Source organism: Moorena sp. SIO3E8 (genome assembly GCF_010692445.1).
GTDB classification, from domain to species: domain Bacteria; phylum Cyanobacteriota; class Cyanobacteriia; order Cyanobacteriales; family Coleofasciculaceae; genus Moorena; species Moorena bouillonii.
The window spans coordinates 1-16,727 of sequence record NZ_JAAHHM010000134.1; the positions used below are offsets into that span (position 1 = coordinate 1).

The window sequence follows — 16,727 nt, forward strand, 5'->3', positions numbered from 1 at the left end:
CATTCCGGCTAATTGCTTCGAGTCTTTGCCTTTGCTCTGTACTCAGTGCAATCTTGTCCCGTCTTCCTCTACCCATGGTTCTCACCGCTCCCTGGCTCTATTACACTATTTTAACATGGTCACTCCAGTAGGGTGCTTCGCGGTGAAATGTAACGCACCATCTATATACAAATTGAAACCTTAAAATATCCTTAACCAATACAATGGTGCGTTACGGCTTAAACTCTGGCAATATCATCTATTTTTATCAACCAAACCGCCTAACCCACCCTACAAAATCTACTAGATTTATGATCAATTGGTTAATGGTTGATGATTTGCCCACCCTACCTCTTGCTTGTAGTAGGGTGGGCAAATGGACTAGATTTATGATCAATTGGTTAATGGTTGATGATTTGCCCACCCTACCAGATCAGCGATCGCTGATCTGGTAGGGTGGGCAAATGGACATGATTGATGTACTACGGCCAATGGCTGATAGCCAATGGCTGATAGCTGATAGCTGATAGCTGACTGCTGATAGCTGTTCGCGCAGCGTGCGCGTAGCGCATTAGCTGAATGCTTACGTTCTATGTTTAAAATTAAAGCCATCTTGTTGGAGCATAAGCAATGTCCTACAGTGAATTTAAATCCATTGCTGAAGTGTGTAATCGGTTTGACTTAAACATTGATGAGTCGCAAAATTTGTTTACGGATATTGCTCCCGTGGAAGTTAGCGAACTTTTACAACAAATCTTACAACGAAATATTCCTCTCGCCAATGCCATCAATACAGAAAAAGCCCGGTCTGAACTCTTAATCGCTCCAACATTATTAGAAATCAGGGAAATCTTTCATAATGAAGTTGGTTTTTTTTCTGGGTCAGAATTCAATATTGATTCAGAGTTAGGATTAAACGGTTATTGTGACTTTATTTTGACCGCTTCACGAGAAATTTATGAGATTCACCGACCTGTTGTTACCTTAGTTGAAGCCAAGAATGAAAATATTAAAGGAGGCTTGGCGCAGTGTATTGCCGAAATGGTAGCAGCCCAACGATTTAACGAGAGAGAAAATGTCAATTTGCCGATTTTTGGAGCTGTGACAACTGGTCTAATCTGGCAGTTTCTTCGCTTAGAGGGGGTGCTGCTCTGGATAGATCTGCAAGAATACTATATTAGAGACACTGCCAAACTTTTGGGCATTTTGTCTCATCCCTTTCAGGAGTATTTTCGCGTCCGCAATGATAATTAGGTAATTGTATATCGCCTTTCTTATACCCATGAGGTACACAATTTATGGATTTTAGGGAGCAGGGAGCAGGGAGCAGGGAACAGGGAATAGGGAACAGGGAACAGAGAACAGTATGAGTAGGGTGGGCAAATGGACATGATTGATGATCAAATTGTCAAACTCTCAGAATTTGCCCACCCTACGCCTACGCCTTCAACCTACTGATTTGCCCACCCTACCCCTGAAGCTAACCTTCAACATCCCAACCTTCAACCTTCAACCAACTAACCTTCAACCAACTAACCTTCAACCAACTAACCTTCAACCTTCAACCAACTAACCTTCAACCTTCAACCTTAAAAAAAATAGCCGCAGAAATACTATCCACGGCTAGGAATTTACCTTATGTCATTCAGTTTTATAACTTATCCAGACGTGATCCTATGGGATTGGCCGAAGGTCACGCTATGGGATTGGAGCGGATGGTTTGGCCAGGGGGAAAACCCCCCAGCAATTTAACGTGTTAACGGAGCCTCAAGTACTTGGTGATAATTGTTATGAATTCTCCGGGAATGCCCGTCGGCTGAAGAGGACTCCACTCGGATATTTCGGCGTAGCCCATTGCATACAGGGTATGCATGGTATTAATTACTGCCTTGCGGGAGCCCTTTAAAATGTGCTGAACACGGATTTTTTTGTTGGAATAATCATCGGGATTGTTGTCTGGATTGGTTGGAAATTCTGAAGACATAAGGTTCACCTTTTGCTTTTTATTTATATATATAATCATTATAATTATATATTAATTTGTCAAGGGTTTTTAGAATTTTTTTTTGAATGAGAATGTAAATAAATGCGATGGATAGCTATCAGCTATCAGTTATCAGCTATCAGCCTTAAACTATTAAGGGAGATCGCTTTTGTAGGGTGGGCAAATGGACATGATTCTTTATCAAATTGTCAAACTCTCAGAATTTGCCCACCCTACCCCACTATTCTCACCCTTTAAATTCCTAAGTTTTTCCTGTAACAAAGAAGGGTTATTTTTAGCAAATTCCTGAGCAAATGCTTCCCCTTCTGCCTTACGAATTTCCAGTTCTTCTCGATGATCGTAATAATAGGCCATTGCAGCATGAACCGAAGCTAGAGATAAATTATAATCTTTAGCAATATCTTCAAGAGATTCTTCCAGCTTTAGATAGCAATTGACAATATCAATAACAGCTATCCTTGTTCCCGTAATGCAAGGTTTACCGAAGCGAATTTCGGGATTAATACTAATATGTTCTGTACTAACTTGTGTCCTACTCATTTTTTGATTAGATATCCTTTTAATTCAATAGACTTCTTGCAGAAGTCTGGAATAGGGAATAGGGAATGGGGAATAGTGCGATCGCGTAGCGTGGCCATAGGCCAATCGCTTTTGTAGGGTGGGCAAATGGACATGATTGATGATCAAATTGTCAAACTATCATTATTTGCCCAACCTACCCCACTACCCCACTGAGTGATGGAAAGCTGAAGGCTGACCGCTGACTGCTGAATGCTTATTTAGTGCGATCGCGTAGCGTGGCCATAGGCCAATCGCTTTTGTAGGGTGGGCAAATGGACATGATTGATGATCAAATTGTCAAACTATCATTATTTGCCCACCCTACCACTAATAGTGCGATCGCGTAGCGTGGCCATAGGCCAATCGCTTTTGTAGGGTGGGCAAATGGACATGATTGATGATCAAATTGTCAAACTATCATTATTTGCCCACCCTACCCCACTGAGTTATGGAAAGCTGACGGCACCTCAAGTAGCGTGAGCTTTTAGCTCACCGCTGACTGCTGAATGCTTATTTAGCAGGAGAATTAGCGATCGCTTTTGTAGGGTGGGCAAATGGACATGATTGATGATCAAATTGTCAAACTATCATTATTTGCCCACCCTACCCCACTAGAGCAAAGGGAACAAGGAATAGGGAACAGCGGATCTGGGAATAGGGAACAAAATTATTTCAATTCCTACACGGATTGCTATATCAGCGATCAGCTATCAGCGATCAGCGATCAGCTATAGCGATCCTAAATCATTGTCTTGATGCAATAGCGAGTGGGGGAAACCCCCTTTGGCCGACTGCATCGCTTGTAAAATCACTGGACTTTTTAAAAACTAGCTCCAACTCTTGTCACTTCTGCCTTCTGCCTTCTGCCTTCTGCCTTCTGCCTTCTGCCTTAAAGCTCTTGTCAGGTGGGCAAATTAGCCATGATTTCTAATCAAACCGACAACCGCTTGAATTTTGCCCACCCTACCATTGAAAAATCCTAACTTTTGTAGGGTCTGCAAATTAGCCATGATTTCTAATCAAACCGACAACCGCTTGAATTTTGCCCACCCTACCATTGAAAAATCCTAACTCAGTTTTGCCATTAGGCAAAACTGAGATGCACCCACCCCCTTTGGCCGACTGCCTCCCCTGTTCCCTTGCTGCATCGCTTATTCAATGTTCGGTGTAGCTTGCCCATAGGCCATAAGCACCTCAAGTAGCGTGAGCCTAGGGCGTGTTTTCAAAGTTTTCCGCAAGATTTAGATCCCCCCCAGCCCCCAGGGCTGTTTCATTGTCGATGTCAAAATTTTTTCTGAGGTTTTGAAACCGCCTTGGAGTAACGGGTTCACCCTTTTTTTTAAGAGTTAAGTATTTTAACCTAAAAAAGTCTTAAATTCTCTAAGCGCAAAAAGCTTGGGCAACGGAATAAAAAAGCGAATGATATCAACAAAACAAAAAGCGATCGCCGATACTGTAAAATAAAAGCGAACGCTATTTAATTATAAAAAGTTTATCTATGAATAGCCTAATTCAAGCTCTAAAAAAAGTCAATGACTTTCGTAAACTCCAAGGACAACGGCATCCTTTATGGAGGGTTTTATTAATTATCATTCTCGGACTCATGCCAGGATATACTGGGTAGAGATCTTTAGGAGATTTTGCTAGATTTAATCAAGATTTATTATTGACTACCTTAAATATTGTCCCGGAGAGAGTTCCTTCTTATTCAACCATTCGACGAGTTATGCGCTTGAGTAGATTGTTCAAATTTATTGGATATTTTTAATCAGTGGTCAAGTCAGTTTGCTTTTTATAAATCCTTAAGAGATTGGATAGCTATTGAGGGAAAAACTTTAAGAAGTAAGGTTAGTAATTATCACAATCATTATCACAATTGTGTGGTAATCGTTTCTTTGTCTTGATGCAGTCGCTCATGGGGGAAACCCCCAAGACCGCGCTGCATCGCTATTTAGTCAAAAGTCAGGGGTAGTTTTAAATTTAAACCCTGCGTGAAAATAAGAAAAGTTCATAAATTCACCAAGTCCAAGGAGCTATAAGAACTTGCCCCCTTCAGAATCAAGTATTTACTCTCGATGCTCGACCCTGCCAAAAAGAAACTACTCAAGCTATTATTGACTCAAATAATCATTATACTATTGCCGTCAAAAAAACTCAAAAAACACTCTATAACTCTCTAGAATATGTTAGTACTCATCAAACACCAATTACAGTTAATTGCACTATTGACAAGAGTCATGGCCGAGAAATTGAGCGCACTACTTACGTGTTTGAGCCTCCGGCTTATTTTTGCTTAGATTGGTGGCATGTCAAGAGTTTTATAAAAGTAGTTAGACAAGGAAAAAGAGGAAATGCCAATTATAATAATATTGCTTATTAGATCAGTAGCTTGTCAGAAACGGCTAAAGTATTTGCTGATAAAATTAAAGGACACTGGGCAATCGAAAATAAATGGCATTGGATTAAAGATGTGATTTTACAGGAAGATCATTGTTCTTTTAATGACACTCAAGCTACTACTAACTTTTCTATTCTCAACACAGTAGCTCTAAATCTTTTCCGAATTTTGGGCTTCGACTCAATTACCGAAGCCCAAAGATGGCTTCGTAACAAGTGGTCTAGGCTTTGGGTTTTGTTAGAATGAAACAGCCCTGCCCCCAGCCCCCCGCGCGGAAGGGGGGAGCCATACTCAAAGTCCCCCTTTTTTAAGGGGGATTTAGGGGGATCTCCGAGGCAAGAAGACACGCCCTAGCCCATTAGCTGACAGCTGATCGCTGACGGCTGATAACTAAATGCTTACACCAAATTTAATTTTCGTTCCTTATATGAATATTCATTACTTTTTTTGAGATTAGCTTGTTAATAAAGTTTACATCTGCCATCCTGATCAATGATGTAGAATTTAGTTATGAATACAAACAAGAAAATTATACATCAAATTTTTCGGGATGGCGTTAGTCAGCGCGGACGCTTGCTAAGGGAACTCGAACCAGATTATGTTTCCGTAGATGAGCGCGATGTTTATGATTTACTCACCTTCGTACAAGAGTATGCCACAAAACTAAACTATTACGATGAGTCCAATCGGATAAATGGGGATTGGTCGAGTTTCTTTGCGGGAGATGTTGAGCAAATGGTTGCTTACATTAATAACCCGGAAAACTTCGCAGACGAGCCATCGACACAACGGCAATTAGCCCAACCTCATCTAGTTTTGTTGTTCACGTTTTTACAATTATTACGTTATCCTCAGCAACAGTTCAAGGCACTGACCCAAAGATATCTCGATTTTTACTATAAAGAGGTACTGCAGTTAAGGACAAAAGAGGAAGTTCCAGACAAGATTCATGGGATTTTTGAGCTGGCGCAAGGAGAAGAAGCCCATCTTATTAACAAGGGTACTTTGCTCAGCGCTGGACAAGATAGTCAAGGGGTTAATATTAACTATGCCACCGATGAAGATATAGTTGTTAATCAAGTTCAAGTAGCCAGCATCAAAACGTTATTTTTAGAAAAAACTTATATCGGTTTAGAAGAAATTCATAATCAAGATAATAAGAGCGATCAAAGTTTTGAAACTATGCTGCGCTGGGCGGTTGGTAGCCCCAACCAAGGAGACAAACTTCCTGATTTTAATGGTGAATCTGTTGATATTGATTATCTCAAAGACACTATTTATCAAGGGATTAAAAATCCTGAACAAATCTCTGAAGAAGAAGAAGAAAAGGATTCTCTTGAAAATTATATTAAAAATCAACTATTTTTTGTCTCTACAGAAGATTTTAAGTATTGCTTTGATATCCATGATAGGCAAATAAATAAAGACAATCCAGAAGTAGAAGAACCTACAGAATTAGAATGGAACGAAGTTTATAAAATAATTGAAAAAGCCTACAGAAAAAAAATTACCATGGGGAGGCGTAATGCCTTAAAACAAAAGCGAGAACAGTCCGATTTCAAGAGCATGATGGAATGGGCTCTTGGTCATCCTAATCCTGGCGATCCTTTGCCGAAAATGCCTAATGGTTATACAACCCTCCAAGAGATAGTTGCTGATCTTGACCAAGAGCGAGTTATTAGATATGTCAAAGAAGAACTGTATCTGAGTGTGGCAGATTTCCGGAAGATTATGGAAATCCAAGCTACTACAGAAAATCCTGATTGGAAAGAAGTCTATCGCCTCGTTGAAAAAGCCCAAACCAAGAAAAGAAACTTTACTTACCCTCCCATTGGAAAAACCGAAATTAAAAATATCCATGGAAGTTCACTAGTTGACGCGGAAGAGGGACAAGTAACTAAAGCACAACGTTTTCAGACTTTTGGCAACATCACTCACACCTCACAAAATTCCATCGGTTTTGCCGTTACTTCTCCCGTCTTGTTGTTGCAAGAAGGTACACGTAAGATTACCCTTACCTTCGCCTCTGAAGGAAACACTTTGAATCGGGATACTTTCCAAGAAATACTAAATAGCGACCCTTTTGAGATTTACTTGAGTAGTGAAGCCCAATGGATACAACTTCAAGATTTTGAAGCTAAAGTTGGCGATTTTCTTGTAGAAGAACCACTAGGGCGTGTTTTCAAACTCGGAGATACCCCTAAATCTCCCTTAAAAAAGGGGGACTTTGAGTATGGCTCCCCCCTTTTTTAAGCTATGCTTTATAAACATATTTCTTTACAAAAAACTTGACAAATTTTAGGAATTATGAATAGGAAATAAATAGGGCTGGCTGCATGAAGGCAGAAGGCATACCCGACAAGGCTTTCAAGCCTTTTTTCCAAAACAAAGTGCCAGGTTTTGGCATCTTGTCGCTCAAAAACCTTGTACTTTTGTGGGAAATCCCTGGGTTTTCTTGGGGAACCTTGGGGTGAAACTCAGATTTGTCAAGCTGTGTAGCCTCTAAAGTCGCTTTGTCGACTTATTCAGCAAGCCCTAAAAGCATTTATTGACTTGACAAAGCTGAATTCAACAAGTAGAAATATAGCAATTCATACCGATTAGTAAAGGCCGAGGGGGGACTGATCAGCTTTGCAATCGGTTATTAGTCTTTATTATGGTTATGTAGCCTCTTCTTACGTACTAAGATTCATCAAAAAAAGAATTATGACAAAATAGCCAAGTACGGGCAATATCATCTAATCTTCTTAAACCACGCCAAAGAGTTTTAACTCCAGGAGCACCATCAGATTTTCGCCCCAAGAAACCTCCCAATTGTGCAATCCAACCAATAACTTCTCCTAAAGTAGGAGGACGAGTAAAGGGATATTTTTTTTCATGAATAGTAGCGTAAAGAGCTTGCCATGTCTTGATGCAGTCGCTCATGGGGGAAACCCCCAAGACCGCGCTGCATCGCTTCATAAGGTTCTAAAACTACAGAACAATCCGTTTCAGGATGACAACGAGCTTGATACGTAAGCCAAAGTAAACGCCAAGCCACAATCGAGTAAGTTGCCAGAGCCATCTCTAAACGTCGAGCAGTGTCTTGATGCAGTCGCTCATGGGGGAAACCCCCAAGACCGCGCTGCATCGCTTCTTAATTGAAGTTTTTCCAGACCACAACCACTTTTTAAAGTATAGTGATAACGTTCGATTAGCCAACGATAACTATACCATTTAACATAACGAATTGCCTGGGAGCAATTACTAATTGGTAAATTAGTCAGTAACAACCAACTAATTTGCTCTTCTGACAATGGTGGGTCTTCTTCTACCGCTAAAATGACTTGTAAGTTGATGGCTGCTAAGTGTTTTGGCCATGGACGGTTTTGAGGCGCTTTAATAGTTAAACTGGTAAACCTAATAGTTAATTTAGCACGACGAGCTTTCCGATTTAAATTGCGTTTTAATTCTACAATTAGTTCTCCCTGAGGCTGAACTTCTTCTAGGGCTTCTTTTAAGTGTTGATCAGAGTCCATTAAACATCTGTTTTGAGTAGCTCTAATCAAGAAAGCTGACTCCAAACTACTACAGGCAGCAAATAAATCATAAAAATCGGCTTCTCTATCGGCAATAGTCACGACTTTTTGACCAGAAGTAATTAACTCTTTTGTTGCCCTTAATCCCAATAACCATTTATTACTTTCCTTGGTAATGGTTGGTTTTTGATGACGGGTTGACGCTTTTCCTAATTCTAATATGTCTCTTGCCCATACTTGTTGGTTTATCAGTCCTAAGGGAATTCCTTCTGTGGTCACTGCTATAGTCGAGTGTACTTTCAAACCCCATGAATATTTACTATCAAGATATCCCATTCCTTGAGTAGCTGGATGATTAGTATAATTGAATTCTGTTGTATCCTGAATAGCTAAGATCCAATCCTGTTCTGTAATTCTTTTTAGAGTCGAATCGATGTGAGCTTGTCTAATCTGTTCTGGTTTTATATATGGGGAGTCCCAAAAGTCATAAGTGGCTTTGGTGGCTGCCCAAGTCCCACAGGCTTCTGGCACAGTTGCTGACGGTTTTTTAGATAGATTATCTACGATGAGGATTAATCTTTTGGTTCGTCGAACATCTCCCAATTGAGCATTTTTTAATTCGGCTGTAGCCCACCCTGACATCAGCTTGCTCCTATACATTTGCTTTCATATTCTAATATGAAGATAGGATCAATTTCCTGATATCTACCCCTATCACGCACACCCGAGGGTACCCTGAGCATCAAAATTATCTCCTGATCAATGTCAACTAAATTAACATGATTCCCCCAAAATCCCCTCGTGCCTATCACGATTTTTCGCTCCTTTTTGGCAAAAGGCTTTTCCTATACAAACTGAGCGAGAACGTGGGACGTCAAGTTTTTTGATCACAGGAATCATATAAAGTTACTTTTGTCAAGTTTTTTGTAAAGAAATATGTTTATAAAGCATAGCTTTTTTAAGGGGGGCTGGGGGGGATCATAATCTTGCGGAAAACTTTGAAAACACGCCCTAGTCTCTTATAGCAGTACAGAACTATCTCTGAGTTCCACTGCTTCGGACAACGATAACTTGACAAGCGTTTCTTTTAGTGAAGGCTCTGAACATACCTTTTCTGAGAGCGACGATGTAGGGCAACTTCTGGTTTGGAATGACGGCAAGATATTCAAGATTATAGGATTAGTCAGGGATAAAGAAGCTAATATACAGCAAATTGGTATCGGTAATTTCCCTCAAGATGCTGTTAGTACTGACCAGATTAACCTCTATCGTAATTATGCTATTTACCTCAACAGTTTACAGTTTCAGTTAACCCTCGATCCCACCCTACCTGCTATTTTGCCACCCAAACCAGATGAGTCAACTTTTTTCCTGGACACTCCCTATCCAGTGGTAAAAATTCTGTTGAAAGAAATATCATCAGCATAAAATACCCAGGAAAAACTATATTACGATCAATTTAAATCGGTACGCTTAGAAAAAGTAAAGATACAAGTTAAAGTAAAAAATATTCAAGATGTCCAACTGCGGAACGATAACTCAGTACTAAATACCAAAACTCCTTTTCAACCCTTTGGGAATAATCCTAAAGCAGGTTCGGGTTTTTACTTCGCTAATCGAGAAATTAGCACCAAAAAGTTAGATAGTATTACCATTAATATCGAGTGGATGGGACTTCCTAAAGACTTTTCCACTCATTATGAGGCATATTCAAGGGCTGGGGTAATTACGAATGCGATCGCTAATGACAGCTTTCAAGCCAGTTTGAAACTTCGCAATAACAGAAGCTTGGTGGATATTGAAACTTCTAAGCCCATTTTCGCTCAAGATGGTGACAACAAGTTAAGTAATGCTATTTACCTCAATTATAATAAAATTCCAGACTATTCTCTGGATACTTCTACCCTAGAAACCGAGACAGACGATCCTTTTGAGCAAAATCGGTATTTCATACTGGAATTAGCAAGCCCAGATTTTGCATTTGCCCATGATTTATATCCGATAGTATTAAATAAGGTGACTTCTGCAACGGATAAAGACGTTGTAAAAGATAAAGATGGAACCAAAGTAAAAGATAAAGATGGAAAGGATATAAAAATCAAATCCCTGACGGTTTATCCCCCTTACACCCCGGAAGTTAAAGCCATCTACCTCGACTATACCGCCTCAGAAGAGATTGACTTGCAAGCCTCCCAAAGCGAGCAGGAACCTAGTAAAATATTCCAACTTAATCCCTTTGGCTATGCCGATATCCAAACTCTCAATCAAGACAACCAATATTATCTCTTACCGAACTATCAAGAACAAGGCACTTTATACATTGGTATCCGTAATCTGCAACCACCCCAAAACATTTCCATCCTCTTCCAAATGATACCGGGCAGTGGTAATGGGGAACTAATTCCGCCACAGATTCACTGGAGTTACTTGAGTGGTAATTCTTGGCAGAAATTTCAAGATACAGAAATGCTTTCCGATAGTACCAATGGGTTAGTCGATTCGGGGATTATCCGCTTGAGTATTCCAGACAAAGCCACCAGTCAGCATAACTTATTACCCAGTGGTTTACATTGGTTACGAGCCACCGTCACCGAAAACGCTGCTGCAATTCCTGATACTCTCGACATCAAAACCCAAGCTGTCAGGGCGACCTTTGTTAACCAGGGGAATGCAGCCGACCATTTAAGTAAACCGCTCCCAGCTAATTCCATTCAAGGATTTGTAACACGAGATCCCGCCATCAACACAGTACAACAGCCCTATAGTTCCTTTGGCGGTAAACCAAAAGAAGACAATCGCGCCTTCACCATGCGGGTGAGTGAAAGACTGCGCCATAAACAGAGGGCTATAACTGCCTGGGATTACGAACGCCTGGTATTGGAACATTTTCCCCAAATCTATAAGGTGAAATGTATCACCTCTGCTGCTGGCAACCACAATCCTGGTGATGCCAAGGTAACCGTGGTGGTAATTCCCGACGTGGCGAATACTGCGCCTTTCTTTCCCCTGGAACCCAAAGCACCTTCCTACTTACTAAAGGAAATCCAGGCATACCTGCAAAACTATACCTCACCATTTGTGCAAATCGTGGTGAAAAATCCCCGCTACAAACCCATTCAATACAAAGTGGGTATCCGTTTTCGCGCTGGATCTGACCAGGGGAACTATCTCAAACAACTCAATGAAGATATTAAACGCTTTTTGTCCCCATGGGCCTATGAAGAACAAGCAGACATTACCTTTGGTAGTTCAATCCCTAATTCCTCAGTGATCCATTTTATTAAGAAAAGATCTTATGTAGATGATGTTGGCTATCTCAAATTAATTGAGCAAGTCGCCATCAAAGCTGGATCTGGCGGCAAGTCAGATATCTATTATCGGGTGATTCCGTCTAATCTCGCCCAGGTGCAACATCCTGATTCAATTTTGGTTTCTGCCCCTCAACATATTATCTACCTGATGGGCACAGAAAAATCTTATGATGAAGAGGATTTTGAGGGGATTGGTTATATGAGTATTGTTACTGATTTTAAGGTTATTTAAAAGGAGTTAAATATCATGGTTCAAAAGAATAGATGTGAACTAAAATAATTCTTCAAGACAGGGAAATGCCCAACTCAACAGAATTTTGCAGACTTTATTGATTCCACTCTCAATATAAAAGAGGATGGCATAGAAAAGCCGGGAAAAGATACTCCCCTGAAGATTACCGCCCCCCTCAAGATTACCGCCCAAGGTACGGATGATAAACTATTGGATTTTTATGCGGGTGATACGAAGACTTGGAGTATTAATCAAAAATCAGGAGATAAGCCAGGTTTAAATATCTCTAATTATTCTGGAGATAGCAAGCTTTTTATTAACAGCAGTAATGGTAATGTGGGGATTGGGACGGATTGTCCAAAGGCCAAGCTGGAAATTAAAGGAGATCAACCTGTCCTGAAGATTTGGGGGCAAAGATGTAATGATAATGCAACCATTCAATTGCGAGAATACACCGGATGCAACTGGGGTTTTGACCTTAAGTACATTGGCAGTTCAGAAAAAAAATTATATATAGAAAGCTATAGCAACTGCGTTTCAAAAGGAAAACATTTAACCATTGTAAGTGAATCAGGCAATGTGGGGATTGGGACGACCTGTCCAGATGCAAAACTAGAAGTTAAAGGAAATTTAAAGCTAGAGTACGGAGTAGCGGTGAATGCATTTTCTTGTGATGGTACTCTCGAAGGTTGTAGCGATATGGCCATACCAACGGAAAAAGCAATTAAAACCTATGCCGATACTAAAGCACTTCTCCATGGTTGTGTGAGTGAGGATTTTTCAGCAAAAAATCTAACTGTAAATGGAGTAATTAAACCAAGTGCGGGTAATAAAAAAAAAACGGTATTTTCTTTACTAAAGAACCGGATTATGGTAGGAAAGATGCTGCCTGGATCAGGTATTACCGTTGTGGAAATTCAGGAGAAAATACGACACTGGAGATTGGAACATCTAATGATTGTGACGATCATATTGCCTTAATGCCTCGAAAGGGCAATGTGGGGATTGGGACGACAAATCCAAGGGCTAAACTCTCTATAAATGGCGGTTTGCACGTTGGTGGTGATTCCGATCCAGGGGATAAAAACCTACTGGTAGATGGCCGTACAACCACAAAGGAATTATCTGTCTCAGGAAGTCTTAGCTTTGATACACCCACAAGACAGATAATTAACATGTGTAATAATAATTACGGGATAGGGATACAGGATGGCACTCAATATTTCCGCACTGACAATAATTTTGCTTGGTACAAAGGTGGTACTCATGATAACAATGAACTGAACCCTGGTACTGACGGAACAGTACAAATGGTTATCAAAGATTGCCATGTGGGGATTGGGACGATAGATCCAGGGGCAAAACTAGAAGTGAAGGGTAATCTCAAGCTACTAAAGGGAGTAGCGGTGAATGAATTTTCTTGTGATTGTACTCTCGAAGATAATAGCGATTGTGCAATACCAACGGAGAAAGCAATTAAAACCTATGCCGATACTAAAGCGCTTCTCCATGGTTCTGTGAGTCAGGATTTTTCAGCAAAAAACCTAACTGTAAATGGAGCGATACAACTAAGTTGTGGTGATGCTGCCTGGATCAGATATTACGGTCGAGGAGGTGAACGAGAAGCAAAGACACTGGAGATTGGAACATCTAATCATTGTCACGATCATATTGTTTTAATGCCTGGAAAAGGCAATGTGGGGATTGGGACAAGCAATCCAACTCACAAGTTTCATGTCCTAGGATCAGATGCAGTAGGCTTATTTCAATCTTGCACTAACCTAGCCGTCTTAGAACTTTCCACCAACGAAGGATTGAATAATCGGGTAGAAATTGCCAATAAACCTGGTGGGCGATTGAGCTTTTCTACAGCAGAAGCGTGTGATGTATTCAACGTCACCAAAGATGGTAATGTGGGGATTGGGACGACAAATCCAGGGGCAAAACTAGAAGTGAAGGGCAATCTTAAGCTACAACAGGGAGTAGCGGTGAATGAATTTTCTTGTGATTGTACTCTCGAAGGTAATAGCGATCGGGCAATACCAACGGAGAAAGCAATTAAAACCTATGTAGACACAAAAACACGTTTTTCTGGTTCTGCGAGTCAGGAGCTTTCAGTAAAAAACCTAACTGTAACTGGAGCGATACAACTAAGTTGTGGTGATGCTGCCTGGATCAGATATTACCGTGGAGGATGCGAACCAGAGGCAAAGACACTGGAGATTGGAACATCTAATCATTGTGACGATCATATTGCCTTAATGCCTGGAAAGGGCAATGTGGGGATTGGTACGGATAGTCCAGAGGCAAAGCTGGATGTGTTAGGAAAAATTAAAGGTGGCGGGGTTTTGGCTGGAATATGGGCAGCCCAACCAGAGACTGATGTTTCTATCACATGCGCGGGGTGGGAAGATGTTTCCGATACATCAGTTACTTTCACCCTAGATAGAAAAGCAATAATTTTTTGTACCTATTCAATTAATGTCCAACCAGAGGGGAATTGTAAAGGTCGTAATCTCGTTGCAACAAGGCTAGTCGTGGACGGTAATGGCTGTCCCCAATCTGGTTCGCACTTTCAAGCCCATAGCTCTAATCATCCTAATGTGAATTTGAATGGCAATGTCGTCTTGCCGCTTGGGACAGGTGAGCATACCGTTAAGCTCCAGTCGAAGAAAGTTGGCGACAATGTGGCAAGGTGGACTAGCAACCCATCATGCCTAGATGGCTTCGGTGGCGGAAGAACACTTGTGGTCATGGCATTTTACTTACCAATAATAGGTGTTTAGGAAATCATTAGTCATTTGACAACTAAACCCGCTCTAATCCCTCTTGTGTCACTCTCCGAGGATTAAAATAAAGACATAAATGCATACAATGTCTAGAAAGTGCGATCGCCGATCTTGTAGGGTGCGTTAGCGGTAGCGTAACGCACCATCTCCAAATTTCAACCGAACCTGAATCTAAAAATTAAAGGAACATGAAACAACAACTGGAGAAACGTCTAGCCGAACTCAAAACAGTTGGTAGGCACTGCCCACCCTACATGAACCAAGTGAGATCGCTCATGCTATAATCAAAACACCTAATAGTAAACGAGGAAAATTGTCATGAAAAATAAAGTCATAGATGTGACAGATCTAAGTCCGAAACAGATTGCTATGCTTGAAGAAATTATTGCTGCTTTTAAGGCGGTTTCTCAACAGAATAGTTTTTCACAAGATATAAGTAAAAAAGAAGACAAAGAGAAAGAAGACTTGAAGCAACTTCATCAAGAGTTTGATTGGTTGGTTGCTGACCTTGGTGTAAAAGAACCACTTACTAGAAGTAATGTCTATGGCATCGAATAAGAAAATAAAACGGTATTTAGACACTAACATTCTGGTATATTCAATTGATTTAAGTAAGGATAATAGGCAAAAACATCGGGCAGCTTTAGAAATTTTAAGACCTAGTCAAAGAGAAGTTATCTGTCTGTCTTCTCAGGTAATTGCCGAGTTTTATGCTGTTGTTACTAGTTCCAAATCTGTAGCCAATCCTCTGACTACTCAAGAGACAATAATGCGGATTGAAAGATTTATGCAAATGCCCAATATAGAACTTCTATCCATGTCAGATAATATCTTTAAGGAATGGTTTGAATTGCTCAAAATAAACCCTGTAAAGGGGGCTAGAGTATTTGATTTAATGCACCTGGCAATTATGATATCCCATGGAGTAACCAGTATTTATACGTTTAATGAAGATGATTTTAATTGGCATCCTGAAATTGAGGTGATTGTGCCAAGTTATTAAATAATGTTCGTAAAACCTTACTCCCCATCCAAGGAGCAATTCCAAAAGAGCCATCTTTAATTAGAGTAGAGCAATGATTACCTTAGCTAAATGGTCAATTGAAGACTATCATCACATGATTGCAGCAGGTATCCTCAGTGAGCGTCATGTGGAATTACTAGAGGGAAAAATTATTGAAATGTCACCAGAGGGACCATTGCATCGGAAAATCAACGATTCTATGGCAGACTATTTGCGGGAAAAGCTCCGAGGTTGCGCCAAAATCTACGAATCACATCCAGTTACCCTTCCTGATTCTGAACCAGAACCAGATATTGCTGTTGTTAAATTGCCAGTTTCATTGTATGACAATCGTCACCCTTCTGCCGAGGAAATTTACTTATTGATAGAAATATCTGACACTACCTTGGAAAAAGACTTAGAACAGAAGCGAATTGCCTATGCTCGTGCTGGCATTTTAGAATACTGGGTTGTAGATTTAAAAGCTCAACAACTGATCGTGTTTCAGCAACCATCAGGGGATATTTATCAAATCAAACAAACCAAAGCCTATGGAACTTTGTATCCAGTTGCTTTTCCCCATGTTGAAGTGTCAGTGGAAAAGTTAATATCAAAAACTATCTGATATATAGCAATTATCATAGCTATGAGATATACAATTTATGGATTGTAGGGAACAGGGAACAGGGAACAGGGAACAGGGAATACAGAAGAGGGAATAGAGAAGAGGGATGCGCTGCATCAAAACAGGGAATCAACGTCAAAGAAGACTGTACCTCATAACTGCGATAAACGCTATAATATCTGAAGGGGTGACGAAATAGCCTGAAAAGCTTTAAATGTAAAGCTTTCACCATTTTGTGCTAAAAAAAAGATAGGTCTCTTTTGTTCAACAAGACCTACCTATTGACAATGTTACCTGTATTCTACC

17 protein-coding genes and 1 pseudogene are annotated in these 16,727 nt (G+C 40.4%); 12 read left to right on the forward strand and 6 right to left on the reverse strand.

Going from position 1 to position 16,727, the window contains the following annotated elements; translation table 11 throughout:
- Positions 1-372: 372 nt before the first annotated feature.
- Positions 373-591, reverse strand: coding sequence for a hypothetical protein (locus F6K46_RS32015; protein WP_293065442.1), 219 nt, complete (start codon positions 589-591; stop codon positions 373-375).
- A gap of 18 nt (positions 592-609) precedes the next feature.
- Here F6K46_RS32015 and F6K46_RS32020 point away from each other — a divergent pair, with 18 nt between their 5' ends.
- Both F6K46_RS32020 and F6K46_RS32025 read left to right on the forward strand, forming a co-directional pair.
- Positions 610-1,233, forward strand: a complete 624-nt coding sequence (locus F6K46_RS32020) for a hypothetical protein (RefSeq protein ID WP_293065445.1) — start codon at positions 610-612, stop codon at positions 1,231-1,233.
- Between the two features lie 142 nt (positions 1,234-1,375).
- On the forward strand, positions 1,376-1,552 hold the full coding sequence (locus F6K46_RS32025; RefSeq protein WP_293065448.1) for a hypothetical protein: 177 nt from the start codon (positions 1,376-1,378) through the stop codon (positions 1,550-1,552).
- Between the two features lie 183 nt (positions 1,553-1,735).
- On the opposite strand, the gene F6K46_RS32030 is transcribed toward F6K46_RS32025, so the two are convergent.
- From F6K46_RS32030 to F6K46_RS32040, 3 genes are all read right to left on the reverse strand, one after another.
- The gene (locus F6K46_RS32030; protein ID WP_293065451.1) at positions 1,736-1,963 is read right to left on the reverse strand and encodes a hypothetical protein; all 228 of its coding nucleotides are present in this window, start codon (positions 1,961-1,963) and stop codon (positions 1,736-1,738) included.
- A 201-nt stretch (positions 1,964-2,164) separates the two neighbouring features.
- A complete protein-coding gene (locus tag F6K46_RS32035; protein ID WP_293065454.1) occupies positions 2,165-2,524 on the reverse strand; it encodes a DUF433 domain-containing protein in 360 nt (119 codons plus the stop codon).
- On the reverse strand, positions 2,521-2,658 hold the full coding sequence (locus tag F6K46_RS32040; RefSeq protein WP_293065456.1) for a hypothetical protein: 138 nt from the start codon (positions 2,656-2,658) through the stop codon (positions 2,521-2,523). Before F6K46_RS32040 ends, F6K46_RS32035 begins: the two co-directional genes overlap by 4 nt.
- Positions 2,659-3,099: 441 nt before the next feature.
- On the opposite strand from F6K46_RS32040, the gene F6K46_RS32045 reads away from it, so the two are divergent.
- From F6K46_RS32045 to F6K46_RS32055, 3 genes are all read left to right on the forward strand, one after another.
- Positions 3,100-3,279, forward strand: a complete 180-nt coding sequence (locus tag F6K46_RS32045; RefSeq protein ID WP_075905040.1) for a hypothetical protein — start codon at positions 3,100-3,102, stop codon at positions 3,277-3,279.
- A gap of 1,655 nt (positions 3,280-4,934) precedes the next feature.
- Positions 4,935-5,189: a transposase gene (locus tag F6K46_RS32050; RefSeq protein WP_293065459.1), complete on the forward strand. Its 255-nt coding sequence runs from the start codon at positions 4,935-4,937 to the stop codon at positions 5,187-5,189.
- A gap of 489 nt (positions 5,190-5,678) precedes the next feature.
- Positions 5,679-7,196 (forward strand): hypothetical protein, encoded by a 1,518-nt coding sequence (locus F6K46_RS32055; RefSeq protein ID WP_293065462.1) that lies wholly within the window; start codon positions 5,679-5,681, stop codon positions 7,194-7,196.
- 429 nt (positions 7,197-7,625) lie between these two features.
- Here F6K46_RS32055 and F6K46_RS32060 read toward each other — a convergent pair.
- Positions 7,626-9,103, reverse strand: a pseudogene (locus F6K46_RS32060) (IS4 family transposase).
- Positions 9,104-9,532: 429 nt separating this feature from the next.
- Between F6K46_RS32060 and F6K46_RS32065 the strand changes: the two are divergent.
- The 7 genes from F6K46_RS32065 (at position 9,533) to F6K46_RS32095 (ending at position 16,421) form a co-directional block, all read left to right on the forward strand.
- Positions 9,533-9,889: a hypothetical protein gene (locus F6K46_RS32065; RefSeq protein ID WP_293065465.1), complete on the forward strand. Its 357-nt coding sequence runs from the start codon at positions 9,533-9,535 to the stop codon at positions 9,887-9,889.
- Between the two features lie 240 nt (positions 9,890-10,129).
- Positions 10,130-12,004, forward strand: a complete 1,875-nt coding sequence (locus tag F6K46_RS32070; protein WP_293065467.1) for a baseplate J/gp47 family protein — start codon at positions 10,130-10,132, stop codon at positions 12,002-12,004.
- A 210-nt stretch (positions 12,005-12,214) separates the two neighbouring features.
- Positions 12,215-12,985 carry a hypothetical protein gene (locus F6K46_RS32075; protein WP_293065469.1) on the forward strand — a complete coding sequence of 257 codons (771 nt, stop codon included), beginning with the start codon at positions 12,215-12,217 and terminating at the stop codon, positions 12,983-12,985.
- Complete coding sequence (locus tag F6K46_RS32080) at positions 12,985-14,790, forward strand: hypothetical protein (protein WP_293065472.1); 1,806 nt, start codon at positions 12,985-12,987, stop codon at positions 14,788-14,790. Before F6K46_RS32075 ends, F6K46_RS32080 begins: the two co-directional genes overlap by 1 nt.
- Positions 14,791-15,111: 321 nt before the next feature.
- Positions 15,112-15,351 (forward strand): hypothetical protein, encoded by a 240-nt coding sequence (locus tag F6K46_RS32085; protein ID WP_293026180.1) that lies wholly within the window; start codon positions 15,112-15,114, stop codon positions 15,349-15,351.
- Complete coding sequence (locus F6K46_RS32090) at positions 15,338-15,796, forward strand: PIN domain-containing protein (RefSeq protein ID WP_293026182.1); 459 nt, start codon at positions 15,338-15,340, stop codon at positions 15,794-15,796. Before F6K46_RS32085 ends, F6K46_RS32090 begins: the two co-directional genes overlap by 14 nt.
- Before the next feature lie 73 nt (positions 15,797-15,869).
- Complete coding sequence (locus tag F6K46_RS32095; protein ID WP_293065478.1) at positions 15,870-16,421, forward strand: Uma2 family endonuclease; 552 nt, start codon at positions 15,870-15,872, stop codon at positions 16,419-16,421.
- Here F6K46_RS32095 and F6K46_RS32100 read toward each other — a convergent pair.
- On the reverse strand, positions 16,407-16,538 hold the full coding sequence (locus F6K46_RS32100; RefSeq protein WP_293065481.1) for a hypothetical protein: 132 nt from the start codon (positions 16,536-16,538) through the stop codon (positions 16,407-16,409). The two genes, F6K46_RS32095 and F6K46_RS32100, sit on opposite strands and share 15 nt — an antisense overlap.
- Positions 16,539-16,727: the final 189 nt, after the last annotated feature.

Excerpts from the sequence above, each read along its gene's own strand:
- F6K46_RS32055 (WP_293065462.1), top strand. The coding sequence starts at position 5,679 with ATGGTTGCTTACATTAATAACCCGGAAAACTTCGCAGACGAGCCATCG.
- F6K46_RS32030 (WP_293065451.1), bottom strand. The coding sequence starts at position 1,963 with ATGTCTTCAGAATTTCCAACCAATCCAGACAACAATCCCGATGATTAT.
- F6K46_RS32020 (WP_293065445.1), top strand. The coding sequence starts at position 610 with ATGTCCTACAGTGAATTTAAATCCATTGCTGAAGTGTGTAATCGGTTT.
- F6K46_RS32040 (WP_293065456.1), bottom strand. The coding sequence starts at position 2,658 with ATGTCCATTTGCCCACCCTACAAAAGCGATTGGCCTATGGCCACGCTA.
- F6K46_RS32095 (WP_293065478.1), top strand. The coding sequence starts at position 15,870 with ATGATTACCTTAGCTAAATGGTCAATTGAAGACTATCATCACATGATT.
- F6K46_RS32090 (WP_293026182.1), top strand. The coding sequence starts at position 15,338 with ATGGCATCGAATAAGAAAATAAAACGGTATTTAGACACTAACATTCTG.
- F6K46_RS32025 (WP_293065448.1), top strand. The coding sequence starts at position 1,376 with ATGATCAAATTGTCAAACTCTCAGAATTTGCCCACCCTACGCCTACGC.
- F6K46_RS32100 (WP_293065481.1), bottom strand. The coding sequence starts at position 16,538 with ATGCAGCGCATCCCTCTTCTCTATTCCCTCTTCTGTATTCCCTGTTCC.
- F6K46_RS32080 (WP_293065472.1), top strand. The coding sequence starts at position 12,985 with ATGCCTCGAAAGGGCAATGTGGGGATTGGGACGACAAATCCAAGGGCT.
- F6K46_RS32035 (WP_293065454.1), bottom strand. The coding sequence starts at position 2,524 with ATGAGTAGGACACAAGTTAGTACAGAACATATTAGTATTAATCCCGAA.
- F6K46_RS32070 (WP_293065467.1), top strand. The coding sequence starts at position 10,130 with ATGGGACTTCCTAAAGACTTTTCCACTCATTATGAGGCATATTCAAGG.
- F6K46_RS32085 (WP_293026180.1), top strand. The coding sequence starts at position 15,112 with ATGAAAAATAAAGTCATAGATGTGACAGATCTAAGTCCGAAACAGATT.
- F6K46_RS32045 (WP_075905040.1), top strand. The coding sequence starts at position 3,100 with ATGGACATGATTGATGATCAAATTGTCAAACTATCATTATTTGCCCAC.
- F6K46_RS32015 (WP_293065442.1), bottom strand. The coding sequence starts at position 591 with ATGGCTTTAATTTTAAACATAGAACGTAAGCATTCAGCTAATGCGCTA.